The sequence below is a fragment of the Mesorhizobium sp. M0145 genome (assembly GCF_040322355.1).
Taxonomy (GTDB): domain Bacteria; phylum Pseudomonadota; class Alphaproteobacteria; order Rhizobiales; family Rhizobiaceae; genus Mesorhizobium.
Genome location: NZ_JAMYTK010000004.1, coordinates 244,415 through 263,929, shown reverse-complemented (window position 1 = coordinate 263,929; position 19,515 = coordinate 244,415). Strand labels below are relative to the sequence as shown.

General features: G+C 62.5%; 24 protein-coding genes. 17 read left to right on the top strand and 7 right to left on the bottom strand.

Translation table 11 applies throughout. The annotated features are described in order from the left end of the window. Nucleotides 1–402: a GFA family protein gene (locus NKJ28_RS10280; RefSeq protein ID WP_023674122.1), complete on the bottom strand. Its 402-nt coding sequence runs from the start codon at nt 400–402 to the stop codon at nt 1–3. Between the two features lie 175 nt (nt 403–577). Here NKJ28_RS10280 and NKJ28_RS10275 point away from each other — a divergent pair, with 175 nt between their 5' ends. The 4 genes from NKJ28_RS10275 (at nt 578) to NKJ28_RS10260 (ending at nt 3,535) form a co-directional block, all read left to right on the top strand. Beyond that, nucleotides 578–1,357, top strand: coding sequence for a TlyA family RNA methyltransferase (locus NKJ28_RS10275; protein WP_352635338.1), 780 nt, complete (start codon nt 578–580; stop codon nt 1,355–1,357). Continuing rightward, entirely contained in the window at nt 1,354–2,595 is a 1,242-nt protein-coding gene (locus NKJ28_RS10270) for a class I SAM-dependent RNA methyltransferase (RefSeq protein ID WP_352635336.1), read from the top strand. The genes NKJ28_RS10275 and NKJ28_RS10270 overlap by 4 nt, the downstream gene beginning before the upstream one ends. 75 nt (nt 2,596–2,670) lie before the next feature. Beyond that, nucleotides 2,671–3,042 (top strand): antitoxin Xre/MbcA/ParS toxin-binding domain-containing protein, encoded by a 372-nt coding sequence (locus NKJ28_RS10265; protein WP_352635334.1) that lies wholly within the window; start codon nt 2,671–2,673, stop codon nt 3,040–3,042. Continuing rightward, nucleotides 3,008–3,535 (top strand): RES family NAD+ phosphorylase, encoded by a 528-nt coding sequence (locus tag NKJ28_RS10260; RefSeq protein ID WP_502897587.1) that lies wholly within the window; start codon nt 3,008–3,010, stop codon nt 3,533–3,535. The genes NKJ28_RS10265 and NKJ28_RS10260 overlap by 35 nt, the downstream gene beginning before the upstream one ends. A 248-nt stretch (nt 3,536–3,783) precedes the next feature. Here NKJ28_RS10260 and NKJ28_RS10255 read toward each other — a convergent pair whose 3' ends face one another. The 3 genes from NKJ28_RS10255 to NKJ28_RS10245 form a co-directional block, all read right to left on the bottom strand. Then, nucleotides 3,784–4,491, bottom strand: coding sequence for an NAD-dependent deacylase (locus NKJ28_RS10255; RefSeq protein WP_352635330.1), 708 nt, complete (start codon nt 4,489–4,491; stop codon nt 3,784–3,786). Between the two features lie 66 nt (nt 4,492–4,557). Next, entirely contained in the window at nt 4,558–5,970 is a 1,413-nt protein-coding gene (tldD, locus tag NKJ28_RS10250; protein ID WP_352456885.1) for a metalloprotease TldD, read from the bottom strand. 128 nt (nt 5,971–6,098) lie between these two features. After that, the gene (locus tag NKJ28_RS10245; protein ID WP_023674131.1) at nt 6,099–6,623 is read right to left on the bottom strand and encodes an invasion associated locus B family protein; all 525 of its coding nucleotides are present in this window, start codon (nt 6,621–6,623) and stop codon (nt 6,099–6,101) included. Between the two features lie 359 nt (nt 6,624–6,982). Between NKJ28_RS10245 and coxB the strand changes: the two genes are divergently transcribed. The 12 genes from coxB (at nt 6,983) to NKJ28_RS10185 (ending at nt 16,733) form a co-directional block, all read left to right on the top strand. Then, entirely contained in the window at nt 6,983–7,873 is an 891-nt protein-coding gene (gene coxB / locus NKJ28_RS10240; protein WP_352635328.1) for a cytochrome c oxidase subunit II, read from the top strand. Nucleotides 7,874–7,911: 38 nt separating this feature from the next. Continuing rightward, entirely contained in the window at nt 7,912–9,564 is a 1,653-nt protein-coding gene (gene ctaD, locus NKJ28_RS10235; RefSeq protein WP_031211058.1) for a cytochrome c oxidase subunit I, read from the top strand. Between the two features lie 76 nt (nt 9,565–9,640). Continuing rightward, a complete protein-coding gene (locus NKJ28_RS10230; protein ID WP_352483710.1) occupies nt 9,641–10,585 on the top strand; it encodes a heme o synthase in 945 nt (314 codons plus the stop codon). Next, complete coding sequence (locus NKJ28_RS10225; protein ID WP_502898063.1) at nt 10,582–10,749, top strand: cytochrome c oxidase system small membrane protein; 168 nt, start codon at nt 10,582–10,584, stop codon at nt 10,747–10,749. The genes NKJ28_RS10230 and NKJ28_RS10225 overlap by 4 nt, the downstream gene beginning before the upstream one ends. 7 nt (nt 10,750–10,756) lie before the next feature. Next, nucleotides 10,757–11,389: a cytochrome c oxidase assembly protein gene (locus tag NKJ28_RS10220; protein ID WP_352593359.1), complete on the top strand. Its 633-nt coding sequence runs from the start codon at nt 10,757–10,759 to the stop codon at nt 11,387–11,389. A 1-nt stretch (nt 11,390) separates the two neighbouring features. After that, nucleotides 11,391–12,272 carry a cytochrome c oxidase subunit 3 gene (locus NKJ28_RS10215; RefSeq protein WP_023674137.1) on the top strand — a complete coding sequence of 294 codons (882 nt, stop codon included), beginning with the start codon at nt 11,391–11,393 and terminating at the stop codon, nt 12,270–12,272. An 82-nt stretch (nt 12,273–12,354) separates the two neighbouring features. Further along, complete coding sequence (locus tag NKJ28_RS10210) at nt 12,355–12,741, top strand: DUF983 domain-containing protein (RefSeq protein ID WP_352593362.1); 387 nt, start codon at nt 12,355–12,357, stop codon at nt 12,739–12,741. Next, the gene (locus tag NKJ28_RS10205) at nt 12,738–13,493 is read left to right on the top strand and encodes an SURF1 family protein (RefSeq protein ID WP_352593365.1); all 756 of its coding nucleotides are present in this window, start codon (nt 12,738–12,740) and stop codon (nt 13,491–13,493) included. The genes NKJ28_RS10210 and NKJ28_RS10205 overlap by 4 nt, the downstream gene beginning before the upstream one ends. 107 nt (nt 13,494–13,600) lie before the next feature. Beyond that, a complete protein-coding gene (gene ispH, locus NKJ28_RS10200; protein ID WP_352593368.1) occupies nt 13,601–14,605 on the top strand; it encodes a 4-hydroxy-3-methylbut-2-enyl diphosphate reductase in 1,005 nt (334 codons plus the stop codon). A gap of 5 nt (nt 14,606–14,610) precedes the next feature. Beyond that, nucleotides 14,611–15,573: a homoserine kinase gene (locus tag NKJ28_RS10195; protein WP_352635325.1), complete on the top strand. Its 963-nt coding sequence runs from the start codon at nt 14,611–14,613 to the stop codon at nt 15,571–15,573. Next, entirely contained in the window at nt 15,570–16,097 is a 528-nt protein-coding gene (rnhA, locus tag NKJ28_RS10190; RefSeq protein ID WP_352593371.1) for a ribonuclease HI, read from the top strand. Before NKJ28_RS10195 ends, rnhA begins: the two co-directional genes overlap by 4 nt. Nucleotides 16,098–16,139: 42 nt before the next feature. After that, nucleotides 16,140–16,733: a histidine phosphatase family protein gene (locus NKJ28_RS10185; protein ID WP_352456891.1), complete on the top strand. Its 594-nt coding sequence runs from the start codon at nt 16,140–16,142 to the stop codon at nt 16,731–16,733. A 4-nt stretch (nt 16,734–16,737) separates the two neighbouring features. On the opposite strand, the gene NKJ28_RS10180 is transcribed toward NKJ28_RS10185, so the two are convergent. The 3 genes from NKJ28_RS10180 to NKJ28_RS10170 form a co-directional block, all read right to left on the bottom strand. Continuing rightward, entirely contained in the window at nt 16,738–17,217 is a 480-nt protein-coding gene (locus NKJ28_RS10180; protein WP_352571387.1) for a DUF2938 domain-containing protein, read from the bottom strand. Between the two features lie 147 nt (nt 17,218–17,364). Then, a complete protein-coding gene (locus NKJ28_RS10175; RefSeq protein ID WP_023674145.1) occupies nt 17,365–17,865 on the bottom strand; it encodes a peroxiredoxin in 501 nt (166 codons plus the stop codon). 82 nt (nt 17,866–17,947) lie between these two features. Further along, nucleotides 17,948–18,754 (bottom strand): protein-disulfide reductase DsbD domain-containing protein, encoded by an 807-nt coding sequence (locus NKJ28_RS10170; RefSeq protein ID WP_023674146.1) that lies wholly within the window; start codon nt 18,752–18,754, stop codon nt 17,948–17,950. A 147-nt stretch (nt 18,755–18,901) separates the two neighbouring features. Here NKJ28_RS10170 and NKJ28_RS10165 point away from each other — a divergent pair, with 147 nt between their 5' ends. Continuing rightward, complete coding sequence (locus NKJ28_RS10165) at nt 18,902–19,510, top strand: YqgE/AlgH family protein (protein ID WP_031211061.1); 609 nt, start codon at nt 18,902–18,904, stop codon at nt 19,508–19,510. Nucleotides 19,511–19,515 lie beyond the last annotated feature (5 nt).

Genomic DNA, 19,515 nt, shown 5'->3' with positions numbered 1-19,515 from the left:
CTAGAACCACATGTCCCGCACACAGCGACCATCTCTCGGCAAATCCTCGAATGTATCGAGACCCTCGAAATGGTCGATCGGGAGATCGGCGACGGCCTCGGGCGGCGCAAGCCTCACATTGACGGCGATGCGGTAGCGCCCAGCCGCCTCGGGATGCAAACCGCGCCAGGCCAGGACGCAAGCGCAGGTTGGGCAGAAGAGAATCTCAAGCGAAGGATGAGCCTTTCCGACGCGCCGATAGGCGCTTACGGGCCCGGCAAGGCGGATGCGTTCGTCGACATAGTCGTAAGCCCAGAGCGTGCCGTAGCGACGGCAAAGTGTGCAATTGCAGGCAGTGATCGAACCGGGATCGCCCTCCAGGGTCCAGTGGGCTGCGCCGCAGTGGCAGGTTCCCGTCAGCATGTTCCTCCTCCACGTTTCGACGGCTAAACGGCATCTCTTTCTTAGCATTGCGTCGGGTCTCGTGCGAGGCTCGACAAACAGCGCAGCGGCTTGATGCGCTCACCGCCTTTCCAACTATGCCTTGTCTGATCGCCAAATTCCTTGCCATCATCGTTGGCTTTCGCCATGAAGGCCGATGACTTCCCTTCCGCCAGCCAGCATACGCCAGCGGCTCGACGAATTGCTCGTCCAGCGCGGCCTGTTTGCCAGCCGCTCGCGTGCCCGCGACGCGGTCGAGCGCGGCACCGTGACGGTCGATGGCATCGTCGCCCTCAAGCCGGGCCAGGCCGTTCTGCTTGAGTGCAACATCGTCGTTGACGATCCGGCGCAAGGTTACGTGTCGCGCGCTGCACTGAAGCTGAAGGCTGGTCTCGACCATTTCGCCCTCGACCCCACCGGCAGCGAAGCGCTCGATGTCGGCGCCTCGACCGGCGGCTTCACGCAGGTGCTGCTCGAACGCGGCGCGGCGCATGTCACGGCGATCGATGTCGGGCACGGCCAGATGCACTCCAACATCGCCGGCGATCCGCGCGTGACGGTAATTGAAGGCCTGAATGCGCGCGAACTGTCGGCCGCCGATCTCGGCGGCCGTGTGCCGGATTTCATCGTCTCGGATGTCAGCTTCATATCGCTGAAACTGGCGCTGCCGCCGGCGCTTGCCTTGGCCAGGAATAGCGCAAAAGCTGTGTTTCTGGTCAAGCCGCAATTCGAGGCCGGCCGCGAGGCGATCGGCAAGGGCGGCCTGCTGAAGGACCCCTATGATGCGGCGCGCATTGCCGGCCTGATGCAGGACTGGCTCGATGCCATTCCCGGCTGGCGCTCGCTGGGGCTTCATCTGTCACCGATAGAGGGCGGCGACGGCAACCGCGAGTTCCTGCTCGGCGGCATCAAGGACGTCGAGACCCAGAAGCGATGAGCACCCGTTTCACGATCGCAAGGTTGGGCTCGCAGGGCGACGGCATCGCCGAGACAGAAACCGGCGAGGTTTTCATTCCGTTCGCGCTGCCGGGAGAGGTCGTCACCGCCGCGCGGGAGAAAGATCGCGCCACCTTGATGTCGGTCCTTGAGGCTTCGCCGTTGCGGGTCGATCCGCCGTGCCGGCATTTCGGCGCGTGCGGCGGCTGCGCCGTCCAGCATCTCGAGACTGAAGCCTATCACCGGTGGAAGCGCGAAAAGGTCGTGCATGCGCTGAAGAGCAAGGGCATCGCTTGCGATGTCGGGGCGCTGGTGCCGTGCGCGCCGCACACGCGCCGCCGCGTCGTCTTCACCGCCCGGCGGAGCGAGGCGGGAATGCAGTTCGGCTTCGTTCGCGCGCTGTCATCCGAGATCATCTCGATCGAGGAATGCCCGATCTCGCTGCCGCAGATCGTCGCTGCGCTCGACCGTTTGAGGATGCTTGCCGGACTGATCTGCACCACGACCAAATCGTTCCACATGGCGGTGACGGTGACCGGTTCCGGCCTCGATGTCGCGGTTCACGATTCCGGCAAGCTCGGCGAGAACCAGCGCCGCGTCGCTTCCAACTTCGTCATCGCCGAGGGGCTAGCCAGGCTGTCGGTCGACGGCGAGATCATTATCGAACCAAAGAAACCGGTCGTCCTGTTTGGCGGCGTCGCCGTCGCAGTGACTCCGGGCGCTTTCCTGCAGGCGACCGAGGCTGCCGAACAGGCGATGGCCAACATTGTCGGCCAGCATTTCGCGCGCGCCAAAAAGGTCGCCGATCTCTTCGCCGGCTGCGGCAGCTTCGCGCTGCGCCTGGCCGCAAGATCGGAGGTTCACGCGGTGGAAGGCGATGCGGCAGCACTCGCGGCGCTTGACCGGGCATTCCGTTTCGCCAGCGGCCTGAAGCGGGTGACCGGCGAACGTCGCGACCTGTTCCGGAGGCCGCTCACATTCAAGGAGTTGAATGCCTTTGACGGCGTTGTCTTCGACCCCCCTCGCGCCGGCGCCGAGGACCAGTCGAAGCAGATCGCGCGCTCCGACGTGCCGCTCGTCGCCGCGGTATCTTGCAATCCGGTAACGCTGGCGCGGGACCTACGCATCCTCATGGACGGCGGCTACACCCTGAAGAGCGTGACGCCGATCGACCAGTTCCTGTGGTCGCCGCATGTCGAGGCCGTGGCGCTGTTGGAGAAGCCGAGACGAAGGCGCTAGCAGCCAGGGCTTGAAACGCGCACCAAAAAAGCACATTTTAAGCGCACGTCGTTCAAACTGTGCTAGGAAATTGCCATGAGCACCGCAGCCTTCGAAATTTCGGCATCGCGCTTCGGCGAGGAGCGGGCGCCGTTTCTCTCTCCAAGGCGGGTCGCTGAACTGCTAGGGGTCAATATGACAGAACTGGCGGGGCTGACCGGTCTCGCGCGCAACACGCTTGCCGCCAAGTCCGGTGCGCGCAAGGTCGACGCCGCATTGAGTCCCATCGTCCGTATCCTGGCGATGGCCGGCGAGATGGCCGGTGATGAACATCGTGCGGCGATCTGGTTCAAGCATCAGCCGATCCCCGGTTGGGCCGGAAAGACCGCCTACGATCTGGTTCGCGAAGGCAAGACGGACAAGGTGCTTGCCTATCTGGAGGCAGTCCGCTCCGGCATCTATGCCTGAAACCAGGCTGACCCTGTGGCGCGCTTTTGTGCCGCGCTGGGCACATCTGCCGAGTGACGGCGCGGCCCGCTTCGGCGGCCGCTGGAATCCGATTGGCGCGCCGGCGATCTACGCCGCCCGGGAACTGTCCACGGCTTGGGCCGAGTACAATCAGGGTTTCGTCCAGCATCCGGCGCTGATTGCACAGTTGGAACTATCAGGCGCCCGGCTGGCCGACCTGACAGACGCCGATACGCTGGCGAAGCTTGGTGTAACGGCCGACATTCACCGATGCGAATGGCGCGACATGCTGGATAGAGGCTTTGTGCCCGAGACGCACCAGCTGAGAGACCGCTTGCTTGCCGACGGGCTGCACGGCGTGATCTACCCGTCCTTCATGTCGCCCGGCGGCACATGCGTCGCGCTGTGGCGCTGGAGCGAAAACGATGCTCCAGGTCTTGAAATCATCGATCCCGACCATCGCCTGCCGAAAACAGCGGCTTCATGGCTTTAGGGCAGTTCGAGCCGCGGCGAGCACACCCGCCTCCATCTCTTCCAACGTCTTCGGCCTGCCTTTGTGGGGCAGGGATCCAAACACGTCCTCTGGCCGCGTTAAAGGCAAGACTGGAACAGGCAGTACGACTTGATCGTCGGTCGAACTGGTGACTTCTAGCTTTTCTCCGGCAGCGGTCACAGTTCCTCTCCCGACATAACAAAGATGCTGATCGCGCGCTGAATTCAAGGCTGCATAGCCAGACGGTGCTAGCCTGCGCCTGAAAGGACGCGCTCGACGAAGGCGGGCACCACTTGTGTCGCCGGCCCTTCCATCTGCTCGTCGAAACGGGAGGCCCAGCCGGCGCATTTCAGATTGAGTTCGGCTGTTAGGGCTCCGGCCGCGCGTGCCTCCTCCACGAAACCTGCTGCCGGGTAGACACTCCCACTGGTGCCGATGGCCACGAACAGGTCGCAGCGCCTCAGCGCTTCGCCGATCTCCTCCATGCGGTAAGGCATTTCGCCGAACCAGACCACGTCAGGCCTCAATTGACCTTTTGCACCACACGCTGGACAGGCCGAATGGGCAGCGATGTCGTCAGCCCAGGTGCTGCTTTGCCCGCAGCTCAGGCAAAGGGCATGGCCCAGTTCTCCATGCATATGGATCAGTTTGCGCGAACCGGCGCGCTCATGCAGGTCGTCGATATTCTGCGTGACGACGAGGACGTCGCCTGGGAATTTCTGCTCGAGCTTGGCCAGCGCGGCGTGTGCCGCATTCGGCTCGACGCTGCCCATCTGCCGCCGGCGCATATTGTAGAAATCCTGCACCTTTACGGGGTCGCGCACAAAACCTTGCGGCGTGGCCACGTCCTGCAGGTCGTATTTCGCCCAGACCCCGTCGGGATCCCGGAACGTGGCGACGCCCGATTCCGCGGAAATGCCGGCGCCTGTCAGGATGACGATTTTGGCTTTGGACATGGTCGAAGACACCGGGCATTCGGAACATCATTTAGAAGGCGATGTTACCGGAACGCGCCAGCGGCATCAAACCCTGGTGCCGCCGACTGTCATCTGGTTCATCCTGAGATGCGGCTGGCCGACGCCGACCGGCACGCCCTGTCCGGCCTTGCCGCACATGCCGATGCCGGTGTCGAGCTTCATGTCGTTGCCGATCATCGCCACACGATGCATGGCATCCGGCCCGTTGCCGATCAGCATGGCGCCCTTGATCGGTTGCGTCACCTTGCCGTTCTCGATCATGTAGGCTTCGGTGCAGCCGAACACGAACTTGCCCGAAGTGATGTCTACCTGGCCGCCACCGAACGACACGGCATAGATGCCGTTCTTGACCGAGGCGATGATCTCGTCCGGCTCCATGTCGCCTGCTGTCATGTAGGTGTTGGTCATGCGCGGCATCGGTTCGTGCGCATAACCTTGGCGTCGCCCGTTGCCGGTGGCTTTCATGCCCATTAGCCGGGCGTTCTGACGATCCTGCATGTAGCCGACCAGCTTGCCATCGTCGATCAGCACGTTATGGGCCGATGGCGTGCCCTCATCATCGACGGTAAGCGAGCCACGCCGCTCGGGCATGGTGCCGTCGTCAACGACGGTGACGCCTTTCGCTGCCACCTGCTGGCCAAGCAGGCCGGCAAAGGCCGACGTCTTCTTGCGGTTGAAATCGCCCTCCAGCCCGTGGCCGACCGCCTCGTGCAACATGACGCCCGGCCAGCCGCTCGACAGCACGATGTCGAAAGTGCCGGCAGGTGCTGGAACCGCTTCGAGATTGACCAGCGCTTGCCGCAATGCCTCCTTGGCCGCGTGCCGCCAGCTGTCCTCGATCAGGAATTCACCAAAATCCTTGCGGCCTCCCATGCCGTAGGAGCCGCTCTCCTGGCGGTCGCCGTCGCCGACCACCACCGACACGTTGATCCTGACCAGCGGACGGATGTCGCGCACCATCTGGCCGTCGGCGCGCACGATCTCGACATGCTGCCAGGAGGCGGCGAGCGACGCCGTCACCTGCCTGACGCGCGGATCCTCGGCCCGCAGCCATGCATCGATTTCCTGAAGCAGCTTGGCCTTGGCCTCGAAGGAAGGCGAGGGGATAGGGTTTCCGTCGCCGTAGAGATGGCGGTTGGTGCGGGCAGGCGCTGCGGCAAGCGTACCGGAATAGCCGCTCTTCACCGTCGAAACGGCATCGGCGGCGCGCAGCAGCGAGGCTTCGGAGAGATCGCTGGAATGGGCGTAGCCGCTGGCTTCGCCGGCGACGGCGCGCAGGCCGAAACCCTGGTCGGTGTTGAAATTCGCGGTCTTCAGCTTGCCATTGTCGAACATCAGCGATTCGCTTTCGCTATATTCGAGAAACAGTTCGCCGTCGTCGGCGCCGTTAATAGTCTCGGCAACGATTTGCTTGATGCGATCGTCGGAAATGTCAAATTGGCCGATCAGGCTGTTCATGGCAGGTCCATTCGCAGGAGGATTGTTTCCCACGATGTAGGCGCGAAGGCCCGCACAGACAATCTGAAATGAGATTTGCCGTGACCTCGGCCGGTCAACATCACTGGATCATGCTACAAGACCCAGTCTCAAGGCAGGGCGGCGAAGCCGTCGGCGAAACCCTTGAGGTCGACGGGAATGCCGATGCCCTCTTCCGGCGTCTGGAAGACGATGAAGGTGGCGGACGTACCGGTCTTCAGCGTGTCGAGCAGCGGCTTTTCCAGGATGACCTCGGCATAGCAGCCGTCCTGGAAACAGCGCACGAAATAGGCGCGGCCGATATCCTTGCCGTCGACATTGAGGCCGAGGCCGTTGGGCAACAGCACGCCGAGCGGCGCCAGCACACGCAGGATTTCGGCCTTGTTGTCGGCTGTGCGCAGCACGACAACGGAAAGACCCATTTCCGGACGGTCCTCGGCGACGACGTTCTGCATCATCACGCATTGTTCGGATGTAGCACCGGCGGGCGTATCGCAGATGATCGACCACGCCCCATGCGTTGACTTCACCGTGCCGCTTGGCTGCGCGGCATTGGCCAGGCCGGCGCCGGACAAGGCTATTGCGGCGGCAACAAAGATGACCTTCGCCAAGGTTCTCGAAAGCCAAGGGTTCATGACGGCTCCATTGCGAATCACGGCACTTTAAGCCGCACTAAACCCAAGTAAAGGACGAGACCCCAGCGATCTGCCCCGACACAGGCGACAATGCGCTTTTCAGTGCCAATTTCGCCCTAATTGCGACGGCTCCGCACGCCGCGCGGCTCATTCTACCCGGATGCCGCTCCGGTGATTCGCGGCAAGCAGTCACCGCACGAAGCCACAGCCGCGCTTGCGCGCAAAAATGCCGCACGGGTTCCGGCGCTCCTTTCTTGCGGAGGCAAATAGAGTATGGTTTGAACCAGCCTTGAATTGTCCGGGATTCCCGTCCCGGCATTGTTCGACATTCTTGCGGTCCGATCGCGAGGAACTGGGAGATGACGAGGGCGATGAGAAAATTCCTGGCAACCGCCAAAATCGTAGCTAGTGCCGCCGCCACGTTGTTTGCCGCTGCATCCGCTCATGCAGCCCAGCCCCAACCTTGGGAAACCAGTTTTCAGCCTCCGGCAACCGACATTATGCGGCAGATCGAGTGGTTCGGGAACTACTCTTTCGCGTTCATCATTGTGATCACCGCCTTGGTGCTTTTCCTGATCGCCTACTGCATTTTGCGGTTCCGGGCGAGCGTCAACCCGACGCCGTCGCGCACCAGCCACAACACGCTGATCGAGGTCATCTGGACTGTCGGTCCCGTGGTCATCCTGCTCTGTCTCGCCATTCCCTCGTTCCAGCTGCTGACCGCGCAATACACGCCGCCGGAAGAAGCCAAGCTGACCGTCAAGGCGACCGGCAATCAGTGGAACTGGGACTACGAATACCAGGTCGACAACACGCTTTCCTTTAATTCCGCGATCCTTCAGGATGCCGACAGGGCTGCTGCCGGCAAGGAAGATCGCGCCGAGTATCCGCGCCTGCTCGCCGTCGACAATGAGATGGTGGTGCCGGTCAGCACCATGACCCGCGTGCTGGTGACGGCGACCGACGTCATTCACGCCTTTGCCATGCCGTCCTTCGGCATCAAGACCGACGCGGTGCCGGGCCGCATCAACGAGGTCTGGTTCAAGGCCGACAAGGAAGGCCTCTATTACGGCCAGTGCTCGGAACTCTGCGGCAAGGACCACGCCTTCATGCCGATCGCCATTCGCGTCGTCTCCGATGCACAATACAAGACCTGGCTGGCGGCAGCCAAAACCGACCTTCCCGGCGCCAACAAGGCGCTGATGGCCGAGGTCGATGGCACGAACAAGGTAGCGGCCGCCGGCAATTGATGCCGCGACCAGAAAAGATTCAGGGAACGGAGCCGACCATGGCGCACGCTGCAGCTCACGACGACCACGACCACAAGCCGTATCATGGCTGGGTCCGGTGGGTGTATTCGACCAACCACAAGGACATCGGTACGCTTTATCTGATCTTCGCGATCATGGCGGGCTGCATCGGTGGCGCCTTGTCGGTCGTCATGCGCATGGAATTGCAGGAGCCGGGCATCCAGATATTCACTGGCCTGGCGCAGATGGTCTACGGCATGAATGGCGACGCCGCCATCGACGGGGGCAAGAGCATGTACAATGCTTTCACCACCGCGCATGCGCTGATCATGATCTTCTTCATGGTGATGCCGGCGCTGATCGGCGGCTTTGCCAACTGGATGGTGCCGATCATGATCGGCGCGCCGGATATGGCCTTCCCGCGCATGAACAACGTCTCGTTCTGGCTGCTGCCGCCGGCTTTCATCCTGCTGATTTTCTCGGCCTTCGTTCCGAGTGCGCCCGGCGCCTACGGCGTCGGCGGCGGCTGGACGCTTTACCCGCCGCTGTCGACATCGGGCCAGCCCGGACCGGCCATGGACCTGGCGATCCTGTCAATCCACATCGCCGGCGCCTCCTCGATTCTTGGCGCCATCAACTTCATCACCACCATCTTCAACATGCGCGCGCCCGGCATGACAATGCACAAGATGCCGCTGTTCGCCTGGTCGGTGCTGATTACCGCCTTCCTGCTGCTGCTGTCGTTGCCGGTGCTGGCCGGCGGCATCACGATGCTGTTGACCGACCGCAATTTCGGCACCACCTTCTTCGCCCCGGACGGCGGCGGCGATCCGATCCTGTTCCAGCACCTGTTCTGGTTCTTCGGCCATCCGGAGGTCTACATTCTGATCCTGCCGGGTTTCGGTATCATCAGCCATATCATCTCGACCTTTTCGAGGAAGCCGGTGTTTGGCTATCTCGGCATGGCCTATGCGATGGTTGCCATCGGCGCGGTGGGCTTCATCGTCTGGGCCCACCACATGTACACGACGGGCCTGTCGCTCGACACCCAGCGCTATTTCGTCTTCGCCACCATGGTCATCGCGGTGCCGACGGGTGTGAAGATCTTCTCGTGGATCGCCACTATGTGGGGCGGGTCGATTTCGCTCAAGACCCCAATGCTGTGGGCGATCGGCTTCATCTTCCTGTTCACTGTTGGCGGCGTCACCGGCGTGCAGCTGGCCAATGCCGGCCTCGACCGCCCGCTGCACGACACCTATTTCGTGGTCGCGCACTTCCACTACGTGCTGTCGCTGGGCGCGGTCTTCGCGATCTTCGCCGGCTGGTACTACTGGTTCCCGAAAATGACCGGCTACATGTACTCGCCGGTGATCGCAAACACCCACTTCTGGGTCACTTTCGTCGGCGTCAACCTGGTCTTTTTCCCGCAGCACTTCCTCGGGCTTTCCGGTATGCCGCGTCGTTATATCGACTATCCCGATGCCTTCGCCGGCTGGAATATGGTGTCGTCCTACGGCTCGTACATCTCGGCTGTCGGCGTCGTCATCTTCCTGTTCGGCGTCTTCGAGGCGTTCCAGAAGAAGCGGGTCGCCGGCGCCAATCCTTGGGGCGAGGGTGCGACCACGCTGGAATGGCAGCTGCCTTCGCCGCCGCCGTTCCATCAGTGGGAACAGTTGCCGAAGATCAAGTAGGCGGTTGCCTCCTTTAATACGGAACCGCCGGCCGGCCGGCGGTTTTGGCCAACGGAATGATGGACTTTAAGTACGCATGGCCCTTGCCGAAGACAGACTGATTGACGAGCCAGGCTTCCGCATGTCGGAAGCGACGGCGGGCGATTTCTTCGCCCTGCTGAAGCCGCGCGTCATGTCGCTGGTGGTGTTCACCGCGTTTGTCGGCATGGTCGCCGCCCCGGTGACCATCAATCCGCTGCTGGCGGTGATCGCGATCCTGGCTATTGCCATCGGCGCCGGCGCCTCCGGTGCGCTCAACATGTGGTATGACGCAGACATCGATGCGGTGATGACGCGCACCGCCGGCCGTCCCGTGCCGGCCGGCCGCATCCGGCCAGGCGAGGCATTGAGTTTCGGGCTGGTGCTGTCGGTTCTGTCGGTGATGACGCTCGGCGTGCTGGTCAACTGGTTGGCAGCATCGCTTCTGGCCTTCACGATCTTTTTCTATGCCGTCATCTATACGATGTGGCTGAAGCGCTGGACGCCGCAGAACATCGTCATCGGCGGGGCTGCCGGTGCCATTCCGCCGGTCATAGGCTGGGCGGCGGTAACCGGATCGGTGAGCCTCGAAAGCTTGGTGCTGTTCCTGATCATTTTCCTGTGGACGCCACCGCATTTCTGGGCGCTCGCGCTCTTCAAGTCGGAGGACTACGCCAAGGCAGGCATTCCGATGATGCCGAATGTCGCCGGCCAGGCCTCGACCAGACGCCAGATCTTTGCCTATGCGCTGGTCCTCGCGCCGGTTGGCGTGCTGCCCTGGGTTCTCGGCTTCACCACGCCAGCCTATGGCGTCGTTGCATTGCTGCTCGGCGCCGGCTTCGTCTGGTATGCGTGGAAGGTGCTGCAAATGGCCGATGACGATCGGGCGATGAAGCCGGCCAAGGCCTTGTTCGGCTATTCGCTGCTCTATCTCTTCGCCATCTTCGCCGCCTACCTTGGCGATTGCGTCGTCGCGCGCGCGCTGACCATTGGTGGAGCATGAGCATGGCCGAAAAGAAGCTTGAACTGGTCACGCTGACCGAACGTCAGCAGAAGGCCCGCCGCAATCGCTCGGCCGCAATCGGTTTCGCGCTGGCGGCGCTGGTCGTCATATTCTACGTCGCGACCATCGTGAAATTTGGTCACAGCCCCACCGGCTCGATGTGAGCTGAACATGACCAGGCAAACAGTCACCGATCCTAAGAAGAAGAATACGAACCGCGTCGTCGCCGGCGTCTGCATCGCGTTCTTCGGCGGCATGATCGGCATGGCCTACGCCGCGGTGCCGCTCTACGCGATGTTCTGCCAGGCGACAGGCTACGGCGGCACCGTCAAACGGGCGACCCAGCAATATGCCGATCGGGTGCTCGATCGCGACATCACCATCCGCTTCGACGCCAACACCGCCGGCGTTCCCTGGCAATTCCAGCCGGTCGCCCGCTCGATCACCATCAAGATCGGCGAGACCGCCGAGGCGCATTTCAGCGCGACGAACAAATTCAGCCGGCCTATCACCGGACGCGCCACCTTCAACGTGCAGCCTGAACTGGCCGGACCTTACTTCAACAAGGTCGAGTGTTTCTGCTTCACCGACACGACACTGAAGCCGGGGGAGACACTGGACATGCCGGTCGTCTTCTATGTCGATCCCGACATCGTCAACGCGCCGGAATTGAAGGATCTGACGACGATTACCCTGTCCTACACGATGTTCCCGGTCGACAAGACCAAGCCGGTCGCATCATCGGTGCCGGCCGACGGCCGCCGCAACAAGATTTCAGATACCGAAGCAAGCCTCGGGGGTTGATATGGCAGACGCACACGCAAAACCACAACATGACTACCACCTTGTCGACCCGAGCCCGTGGCCTTTCCTGGGCTCCGTCGGGGCGCTGGTGACCGCGTTCGGCGGCGTCTGTTACATGCAATACCTCAAGGGCGGCGATTTCCCGATCTTCGGTTTCAATGTCGCCAATCCATGGCTGTTCTTCATCGGCCTGCTGATCGTCATCTACACGATGTTCGCCTGGTGGTCGGATACGATCAAGGAGGCGCATGAGGGACACCACACCCGTGTCGTGTCGCTGCATCTGCGCTACGGCATGATCATGTTCATCGCCTCCGAGGTGATGTTCTTCGTCGCCTGGTTCTGGGCCTTCTTCGACGCCAGCCTGTTTCCGGGCGAGGTCCATCAATACGCCCGTACCGCCTTCACCGGCGGCGTCTGGCCACCCAAGGGCCTCGAAGTTCTCGACCCTTTCCATCTGCCGCTCTACAACACCGTCATCCTGCTTCTGTCAGGTACCACGGTGACCTGGGCGCACCACTCGCTCATCCACGGCGACCGCAAGGGCCTGATCAATGGCTTGGTGCTGACCGTCGGCCTCGGCATGCTGTTCACCATGGTGCAGGCCTACGAGTACATGCACGCGCCGTTCGGCTTCAGGGATTCGATCTACGGCGCCACCTTCTTCATGGCGACCGGCTTCCATGGTTTCCACGTCATCATCGGCACGATCTTCCTGTTGGTCTGCCTGATCCGCGCCATGAAGGGCGACTTCACGCCCAAGCAGCATTTCGGCTTCGAGGCCGCCGCCTGGTATTGGCACTTCGTCGACGTGGTGTGGCTGTTCCTGTTTGCCTCGATCTACGTCTGGGCATCGAACGGCGCGATGATCGAACCGCACTGAGATCGAGCTGAGGAAATCGACAAGGCGGCTGCGGCGACGTGGCCGCCTTATCTTTTGCGGCAAATGCTCCTAGGATGACCTCATGAGCGACGACAAGGCGATCTGGCCACCAATCGATCCGATCTCGGCCGGCTTGCATGGCCGCTGCCCCCGCTGTGGCGAGGGCAAGCTGTTCTCCGGGTTCCTCACGGTCGGTGATCGCTGCTCCAATTGCGGCCTCGATTATTCCTTCGCCGATGCCGGCGACGGGCCGGCGGTGTTCGTTATCCTGATCATCGGCTTTATCGTCGTCGGCCTGGCGTTGTGGATGGAGGTGACGCTCAATCCGCCGCTCTGGCTGCATCTGCTGCTGTGGATTCCGCTGACGCTGGTGCTTTGCCTGGCGGCGCTCCGGCTGATCAAGGGCGTGCTGCTGACGCTGCAATACCGCAACAAGGCGGCCGAAGGCCAGCTGGACCGCGGCGAATGAGCGAGGCATCAGGTTTGGTGGCCGGCCGGTCGCGGCCGAAGCGCGCATTGGCGCTCGGCCTGGGTATCGTCGTGTTTTTGATCCTGCTGGCGCTCGGCACCTGGCAGGTTCAGCGCCTGCACTGGAAAGAGGGCCTTCTCCAGACGATAGACCAGCGCACGCATTCGGCGCCTGTGCCATTGGCCGAGCTCGAAAAGCGGTTTGCTGCCGCCGGCGACGTGGACTACACGCCGGTGATAGTGACCGGCACTTTCCTGCATCAAGACGAGCGGCATTTCCTCGCCACCTGGGAAGGCCAGTCCGGTTTCGACGTCTTCACGCCGCTACAGCTCGACGATGGCCGTTTCGTGCTGATCAACCGCGGCTTCGTGCCTTACGATTTCAAGGATCCAGCCAAGCGGCCGCAGGGGCAGGTAACGGGCAAAGTGACGGTGACGGGGCTCGCCCGCAACCCGCTGCCGGCCAAGCCCTCGATGATGCTTCCCGACAATGATCCACAGAAGAATATCTTCTACTGGAAAGATCGTGACGCGATGGCCTCGAGCGCCGGCCTGCCGACAGGTGCGGCGCTGGTGCCGATCTTCATCGATGCGAACGCCACGCCCAACCCCGGCGGGCTGCCAGTTGGCGGTGTCACCGTCATCGACCTGCCGAACAGCCATCTGCAATATGCGATAACCTGGTACGGCCTTGCCGCCGCCCTTGCCGGCGTCCTGATCTCCTGGCTCCGCCGCCCGGCGAAAGACCAATGATCGCCGCCACTACCCTTGACAGGGCAGGGCCGCGCACCTCATTTCGCGCCTTGAGCTCAGAAGTCATAGTCCGATCAACCGGCCTACAATCAGCGTAAGATGCAATCATGCTTCACACAAAGCCGCCGCTGACCATCCGGCTCTGCCAGCCCCGCGGTTTCTGTGCGGGCGTTGACCGTGCCATCCAGATCGTCGTGCTGGCGCTGAAGAAATACGGCGCGCCGGTCTATGTCCGCCACGAGATCGTGCACAACCGCTACGTCGTCGAAGGGCTGCAAAGCCTCGGCGCGGTGTTCATCGAGGAGCTCTCCGAGATCCCGCCCGAGCATCGCCAGAGCCCGGTCGTCTTTTCGGCGCACGGCGTGCCGAAATCGGTGCCAGCCGACGCCCAGTCCCGCAACTTGTTCTATCTCGATGCGACTTGCCCGCTGGTCTCGAAGGTCCATAAGCAGGCAATGCGCCATCAGCGGCTTGGCCGCCACGTGCTTTTGATCGGTCATGCCGGGCATCCGGAGGTGATCGGCACAATGGGCCAGTTGCCGGACGGCGCGGTCACTCTGATCGAGACCGAGGCCGACGCCGCAAGCTTCGTGCCCGCAGACCCGCAAGCGCTCGGCTTCGTCACCCAGACGACGCTGTCGGTCGAGGACACCGCCGGTATTATCCGCGCCCTGCGGCAGCGTTTTCCCGAGCTGCACGCGCCGGCGGCGGAATCGATCTGTTATGCCACCACCAATCGCCAGGAAGCGGTCAAGGAAACAGCGGCCGGCGCCGATCTCTTCCTGGTTGTCGGCGCACCTAACTCCTCCAACTCGCGGCGCCTGGTCGAAGTGGCCGAGCGCGCCGGCGCCTCGATGTCGCTTCTTGTGCAGCGCGCCTCCGAAATTCCGTGGAATGAGATTGCCGGCATTTCGACGCTCGGCCTGTCGGCGGGCGCCTCGGCGCCGGAGATCATCGTCGACGAGATCGTCGATGCGTTCAGGCAGCGCTTCGACGTGACCATCGAGCTGGCCGTGACGGCGACGGAGACGGAGGACTTTCCGGTGATGCGGGTGTTGCGCGATGTCGAACTGACGGCTGCCGACATGGCCTTCGTCAACGGGGCCGCGTAGCAACGATGGCGGTTTACACCGACGTCAACGAGGGCGAGCTCGGCGCATTCCTCAGGAACTATCCGGTCGGCGACCTCTTGTCCTACAAGGGCATCGCCGAAGGTACCGAAAACTCGAATTTTCTGCTGCACACCAGCAGCGGCTCCTACATCCTGACGCTTTACGAGAAGCGCGTCGAAAAGGCTGACCTGCCGTTCTTTCTCGGCCTCATGGCCCACCTCGCCAGAAAGGGCATTTCGTGCCCGCTCCCGGTCACCGCACATGATGGCGGTGTGATCGGAACACTTGCCGGCCGGCCGGCGGTCATCATCACCTTTCTCGAAGGCCTGTCGCTGCGGCGGCCGACGGCTGCGCATTGCGGCGAGGTCGGCAAGGCGCTGGCGGCACTGCATCTCGCCGGCGCGGATTTTCCGATGACCCGCCCCAACGCCCTTGCCATCGATGGCTGGCGCAAGCTGTGGAATGCCGCCCGCGCCCGCGCCGACGAGGTCGAGCCGGGACTGGCTGCCGAGGTCGATGCCGATTTCGCCGATTTCGAGCGGAACTGGCCGAACGGTCTGCCGCGAGGCATCATCCATGCCGATCTTTTCCCGGACAATGTGTTCTTCCTCGGCGAGAAACTGTCCGGGCTGATCGACTTCTATTTCGCCTGCAACGACCTCTACGCCTATGACGTTGCCACGTGCCTGAACGCCTGGTGCTTCGAGAAGGATTTTTCCTTCAATCTGACCAAGGGCACGGCGCTGCTTGCCGGCTACCAAAGCGTGCGGCCGTTGAGCAGTGACGAGAAAGCTGCGCTGCCGATGCTGGCGCGCGGCTCGGCGCTGCGCTTCATGCTGACCCGGCTCTACGACTGGCTGACGGTCCCGGACGGCGGGCTGGTGATGAAACGCGACCCGACCGAGTATATCCGCCGGATGCGCTTCCACCGGGCGATCAACTCTCCTTCCGAATATGGACTGACATGACCAAGCGCGTTGAAATCTTCACCGATGGTGCCTGTTCGGGCAATCCCGGGCCTGGCGGCTGGGGCGCAATCCTGCGCTTCAACGGCGCAATTAAGGAGCTCCATGGCGGCGAGGCTGCCACCACCAACAACCGTATGGAACTGTTGGCGGCCATCTCGGCGCTTAATGCGCTCAAGGAGCCCTGCGCCGTCGATCTTTATACCGACAGCAACTATGTCAAGGACGGTATTTTCAGCTGGATCGACGGCTGGAAGCGCAACGGCTGGAAGACGGCCGCCAGGCAGCCGGTGAAGAATGCCGAGCTGTGGCAGCAGCTCGACGCGGCGCGTAACCGCCATCAGGTCACCTGGCATTGGGTCAAGGGCCATGCCGGCCATCCCGAGAACGAGCGCGCCGACGAATTGGCGCGGCTCGGCATGGCGCCATTCAAGAAAGGCCTCGTCAAGACTGCGGCGCCAGACCCAGGTTCACAGTCAAAGCAGCCGGCCGCCACAAAGGCGCGGCGCTCGACGCAAAGCTATTGAATTCCGGCTGCGGGTCCGCTCTCTGGCAGGAAAGCTCTTATCATGCCGATTGCATACTACATCACGCATCCCCAGGTTCAGGTCGATGCCAACGTTCCAGTGCCGGAGTGGGGACTGTCCGACATCGGGCGAGCGAGAACATCTGCAATGCTCGATCAGCCGTGGGTTGGGTCGATCCGGCGGATCGTGTCGTCGGGTGAACGCAAGGCGATAGAAACCGCCGGGATACTCGGAAGGCATCTCCGCCTTGCAGTCGAGGTGAGGGAACGGATGCATGAGAATGACCGATCGGCAACCGGTTTCCTGCCGCCATCGGAGTTCGAGGCGGTCGCCGACCAATTCTTCGCCAATCCAAACAGCAGCATTCGTGGATGGGAGCGAGCTATCGAAGCCCAGCGTCGTATTCTAAGCGAGGTAGACACTGTGCTACGCACCGACGCCGCCGTCGACGTTGCTTTCATAGGTCACGGAGGTGTCGGAACGCTCCTGCTGCTCTCTTTGAGCGGTCGGGAAATCAGCCGCGAGGCGGATCAGCCAGCGGGCGGTGGGAACTACTTCGCATACGATATCAGCGCGCGTCGCGTTATCCATGGATGGCAGCCGATCGACAGGCCGACGCAGCGCCGCGACGGTTAATTACCTATCGGATCAGCAGGGCGGTGCCGAACAGTCCGATGGCAAACACCGTATGCGACACAAGATTGAGGGCGCGGACCTGCATCGGATTGGGGCGCTTCGAAGCGGCCCAGCCGGCGCCCATGCCGGGCGCCAGCAGAAACCATCCGGCGCCGACGGTGACGATACCGAGCATAAAAGCCGGCAGGAAGGTCGGCGCGGTGAGCCAGGCCGTTCCGGCCAGCACGACCAGTATGATGCCGTAGACGATGCCGACAGCATAATGAAAGGCCCAGCCAAGTACTGATTCATGCGGGTAGGGCGAGGCCTCGCCAATGTCGTCATGGAAGACCTCGCCTTCCCTGAGATGCCAGACCCAGCGGCCGACCAGCCCCCAGTTCGGCCGCGGTTGAGCAAACGCCTTGCTCAGGAAAATCGCCCAGACATCCATAAGCGCGGTTGCGCCGATGCCGATCGCGACGCTGCGCCAGACGATGTCAGACATAATCGAGGTCCCCAAAAGCAAGCAGTCCCGAAGAGCCGACGCATGGTCCCGAAAACCGGGTCGGCTTTCGGAAGGATCATGCGCCGATGCAAAAGTCAGCGTCCTTTGGACGTTGAGCGCTCGAAGGCGCCCTTTGCCGTGCCTGGCCTAGGCTGTCGCCAGGACGGAAAGCTGTCCGAGAATGTGAGCCGCACCGGATTCGTCGACGCCGGGCTTTGTCTCGACATTGAGTGCGGTGACCTTGCCGTCATCGACGATCATCGAAAAACGCTTCGAGCGTAGCCCCATGCCGCCGCTGGAGAGGTCGGCGTCGAGGCCGACCGATTTGGCGAAATCGCCATTGCCATCGGCAAGATAAAGGATTTTGCCTTCACCGCCGCTGAAGCGGGCCCAAGCCCCCATGACGTGAACATCGTTGACCGAGACAACGGCGATAGTGTCGACGCCGCGCGCCAGGATGGCGTCGTAATTGTCCAGGTAGCCGGGCAGATGATTGTTGCTGCAGGTCGGCGTGAAGGCGCCTGGAACGCCAAACAGCACGACCTTCTTTCCTGAGAATATCTCGCCCGTCGTGATCGGCCTTGCACCGTCGGCGGTCATTGTCTTGAAGGTCGCATCGGGCAGTTTGTCGCCAACGGAGATCGTCATGATGGTCCTCGCTTGGAAATGGAAGGGAGTGTCCTTGCGATAGCGAATTAAGGCGCGCCCGGCAACCGTCCAGACGTTGGCATCACGGGAATGGCAACAGGCCTTCGACCGCGCCTGCGGCACTTGTCAGTGTGTAGTGCAGGCCGCCATCGGTTGGCGTTGTCGACGGCCTGTCGAGGATCGGCACCGTAAAGATCAGCTTGCCATCCTTTTCGCTGCGTGCCGGGGCACCGAACATGTAGTCGCGTTCGCCGGCAACGAAGAAGTCGGCGCCCTCGGGGCTGCCCGGAAAGCTCGCTTCGACAATCAGCGTTTCGTGGTCGCCCGGCAGTACGTTTATGCCGAAATCGGGCGTTGCCGTGGCGGGCAGGGTGGCAAGGCCCGCCTTGACCAGTGCCGCATCCTCGGCGTTGTCGGGATCGGCGCCGGGATCGACGGTCAGCCTTGTCTGCACCGGGATGCAGATGGTTTCGCAAATGCCGAGGAAGATGTCCGCATCGATGACGGCCGGCTGGCCGGGCGCGGCAAGCGTGAACGTCACCGGCAACGAAACCGGGTGGTCGTAGCCGGCCCATTTGCCATAGCCGTCGTCATGGCGCTGCGGCGGCGGAAACGAAAGCGTCGCGTCGGCAATGTTGGTGCTGGCCGAGACGTCGATCTGTGGCGGCACGCCCGCATCACCCGGATCGCGCCAATAGGTCTTCCAGCCCGGCTTCAGCGCAATGTCGAGGACGCCCTGGAGACGTCCGGCCTCGTCGGCTTTGCCGCTTGTTACCAGCCGCACCCTGCCGCCTTCGCTGTTGTACCAGGCCGACGAGGAGGCTGAGGCGGGGAAGCCGGTCGCCGATCCAATGGCCACACCAAGCAGCAGGATTTTCAAGCTTTGCATGGCGATGATTTGATCGTCCGTTGATGGCCGCGCAATGATTTCATGACGCCGCCGGCATCATATTTGCGTGACCTTCGGCTTTTGAGCCTGATCAAATCGGGCGCCGCCCATCTTTTCGACGCCCCGGAAACGCGTTACGCTGTGGCCATGGATTTGTTGCGCCATAAAAGGACGGCCGCAGGACCCGGCTTTCTCGACGATCAGTTCCTGATTGCCATGCCCGGCATGAAGGACGACCGCTTCACGCGCTCCGTCATCTACATTTGCGCGCACAGCGACGAAGGCGCGATGGGGCTGATCATCAACCAGACGCAGCAGATGCTGTTTCCGGACCTGCTCGTCCAACTTGGCATCATGAACGAGCTGGAGGCAATTCGCCTGCCGCCGCCGGCGCGCGACTTCGTCGTGCGCAATGGCGGACCGGTGGATCGCAGCCGCGGCTTCGTTCTGCATTCGGGCGACTACCGGGTGGAATCCTCGCTCGCCGTGTCCGATGATGTCTGTCTCACCGCGACCGTCGACATATTGCGCGCCATCTCCTCCGGCCGCGGACCCCGGCGGGCTCTGATGGCGCTCGGCTATGCCGGCTGGGGTGCAGGCCAGCTTGAAAACGAGATCGTCGAGAATGGCTGGCTGACTTGCCCGGCAAGTGCCGAGCTTCTGTTCGACGCCGACATCGATCGCAAATATGACCGGATCCTCGCCTCGATCGGCATCGATCTCGCGCATCTCAGCCTGGCTGCCGGTCACGCCTGAGCCTC

What these genes read in the sequence shown, in the direction of transcription:
- NKJ28_RS10280 (WP_023674122.1), bottom strand. Translation starts at nt 402, where the DNA reads ATGCTGACGGGAACCTGCCACTGCGGCGCAGCCCACTGGACCCTGGAG.
- NKJ28_RS10275 (WP_352635338.1), top strand. Translation starts at nt 578, where the DNA reads ATGACTTCCCTTCCGCCAGCCAGCATACGCCAGCGGCTCGACGAATTG.
- NKJ28_RS10270 (WP_352635336.1), top strand. Translation starts at nt 1,354, where the DNA reads ATGAGCACCCGTTTCACGATCGCAAGGTTGGGCTCGCAGGGCGACGGC.
- NKJ28_RS10265 (WP_352635334.1), top strand. Translation starts at nt 2,671, where the DNA reads ATGAGCACCGCAGCCTTCGAAATTTCGGCATCGCGCTTCGGCGAGGAG.
- NKJ28_RS10255 (WP_352635330.1), bottom strand. Translation starts at nt 4,491, where the DNA reads ATGTCCAAAGCCAAAATCGTCATCCTGACAGGCGCCGGCATTTCCGCG.
- tldD (WP_352456885.1), bottom strand. Translation starts at nt 5,970, where the DNA reads ATGAACAGCCTGATCGGCCAATTTGACATTTCCGACGATCGCATCAAG.
- NKJ28_RS10245 (WP_023674131.1), bottom strand. Translation starts at nt 6,623, where the DNA reads ATGAACCCTTGGCTTTCGAGAACCTTGGCGAAGGTCATCTTTGTTGCC.
- coxB (WP_352635328.1), top strand. Translation starts at nt 6,983, where the DNA reads ATGACGAGGGCGATGAGAAAATTCCTGGCAACCGCCAAAATCGTAGCT.
- ctaD (WP_031211058.1), top strand. Translation starts at nt 7,912, where the DNA reads ATGGCGCACGCTGCAGCTCACGACGACCACGACCACAAGCCGTATCAT.
- NKJ28_RS10230 (WP_352483710.1), top strand. Translation starts at nt 9,641, where the DNA reads ATGGCCCTTGCCGAAGACAGACTGATTGACGAGCCAGGCTTCCGCATG.
- NKJ28_RS10225 (WP_502898063.1), top strand. Translation starts at nt 10,582, where the DNA reads ATGAGCATGGCCGAAAAGAAGCTTGAACTGGTCACGCTGACCGAACGT.
- NKJ28_RS10220 (WP_352593359.1), top strand. Translation starts at nt 10,757, where the DNA reads ATGACCAGGCAAACAGTCACCGATCCTAAGAAGAAGAATACGAACCGC.
- NKJ28_RS10215 (WP_023674137.1), top strand. Translation starts at nt 11,391, where the DNA reads ATGGCAGACGCACACGCAAAACCACAACATGACTACCACCTTGTCGAC.
- NKJ28_RS10210 (WP_352593362.1), top strand. Translation starts at nt 12,355, where the DNA reads ATGAGCGACGACAAGGCGATCTGGCCACCAATCGATCCGATCTCGGCC.
- NKJ28_RS10205 (WP_352593365.1), top strand. Translation starts at nt 12,738, where the DNA reads ATGAGCGAGGCATCAGGTTTGGTGGCCGGCCGGTCGCGGCCGAAGCGC.
- ispH (WP_352593368.1), top strand. Translation starts at nt 13,601, where the DNA reads ATGCTTCACACAAAGCCGCCGCTGACCATCCGGCTCTGCCAGCCCCGC.
- NKJ28_RS10195 (WP_352635325.1), top strand. Translation starts at nt 14,611, where the DNA reads ATGGCGGTTTACACCGACGTCAACGAGGGCGAGCTCGGCGCATTCCTC.
- rnhA (WP_352593371.1), top strand. Translation starts at nt 15,570, where the DNA reads ATGACCAAGCGCGTTGAAATCTTCACCGATGGTGCCTGTTCGGGCAAT.
- NKJ28_RS10185 (WP_352456891.1), top strand. Translation starts at nt 16,140, where the DNA reads ATGCCGATTGCATACTACATCACGCATCCCCAGGTTCAGGTCGATGCC.
- NKJ28_RS10180 (WP_352571387.1), bottom strand. Translation starts at nt 17,217, where the DNA reads ATGTCTGACATCGTCTGGCGCAGCGTCGCGATCGGCATCGGCGCAACC.
- NKJ28_RS10175 (WP_023674145.1), bottom strand. Translation starts at nt 17,865, where the DNA reads ATGACGATCTCCGTTGGCGACAAACTGCCCGATGCGACCTTCAAGACA.
- NKJ28_RS10170 (WP_023674146.1), bottom strand. Translation starts at nt 18,754, where the DNA reads ATGCAAAGCTTGAAAATCCTGCTGCTTGGTGTGGCCATTGGATCGGCG.
- NKJ28_RS10165 (WP_031211061.1), top strand. Translation starts at nt 18,902, where the DNA reads ATGGATTTGTTGCGCCATAAAAGGACGGCCGCAGGACCCGGCTTTCTC.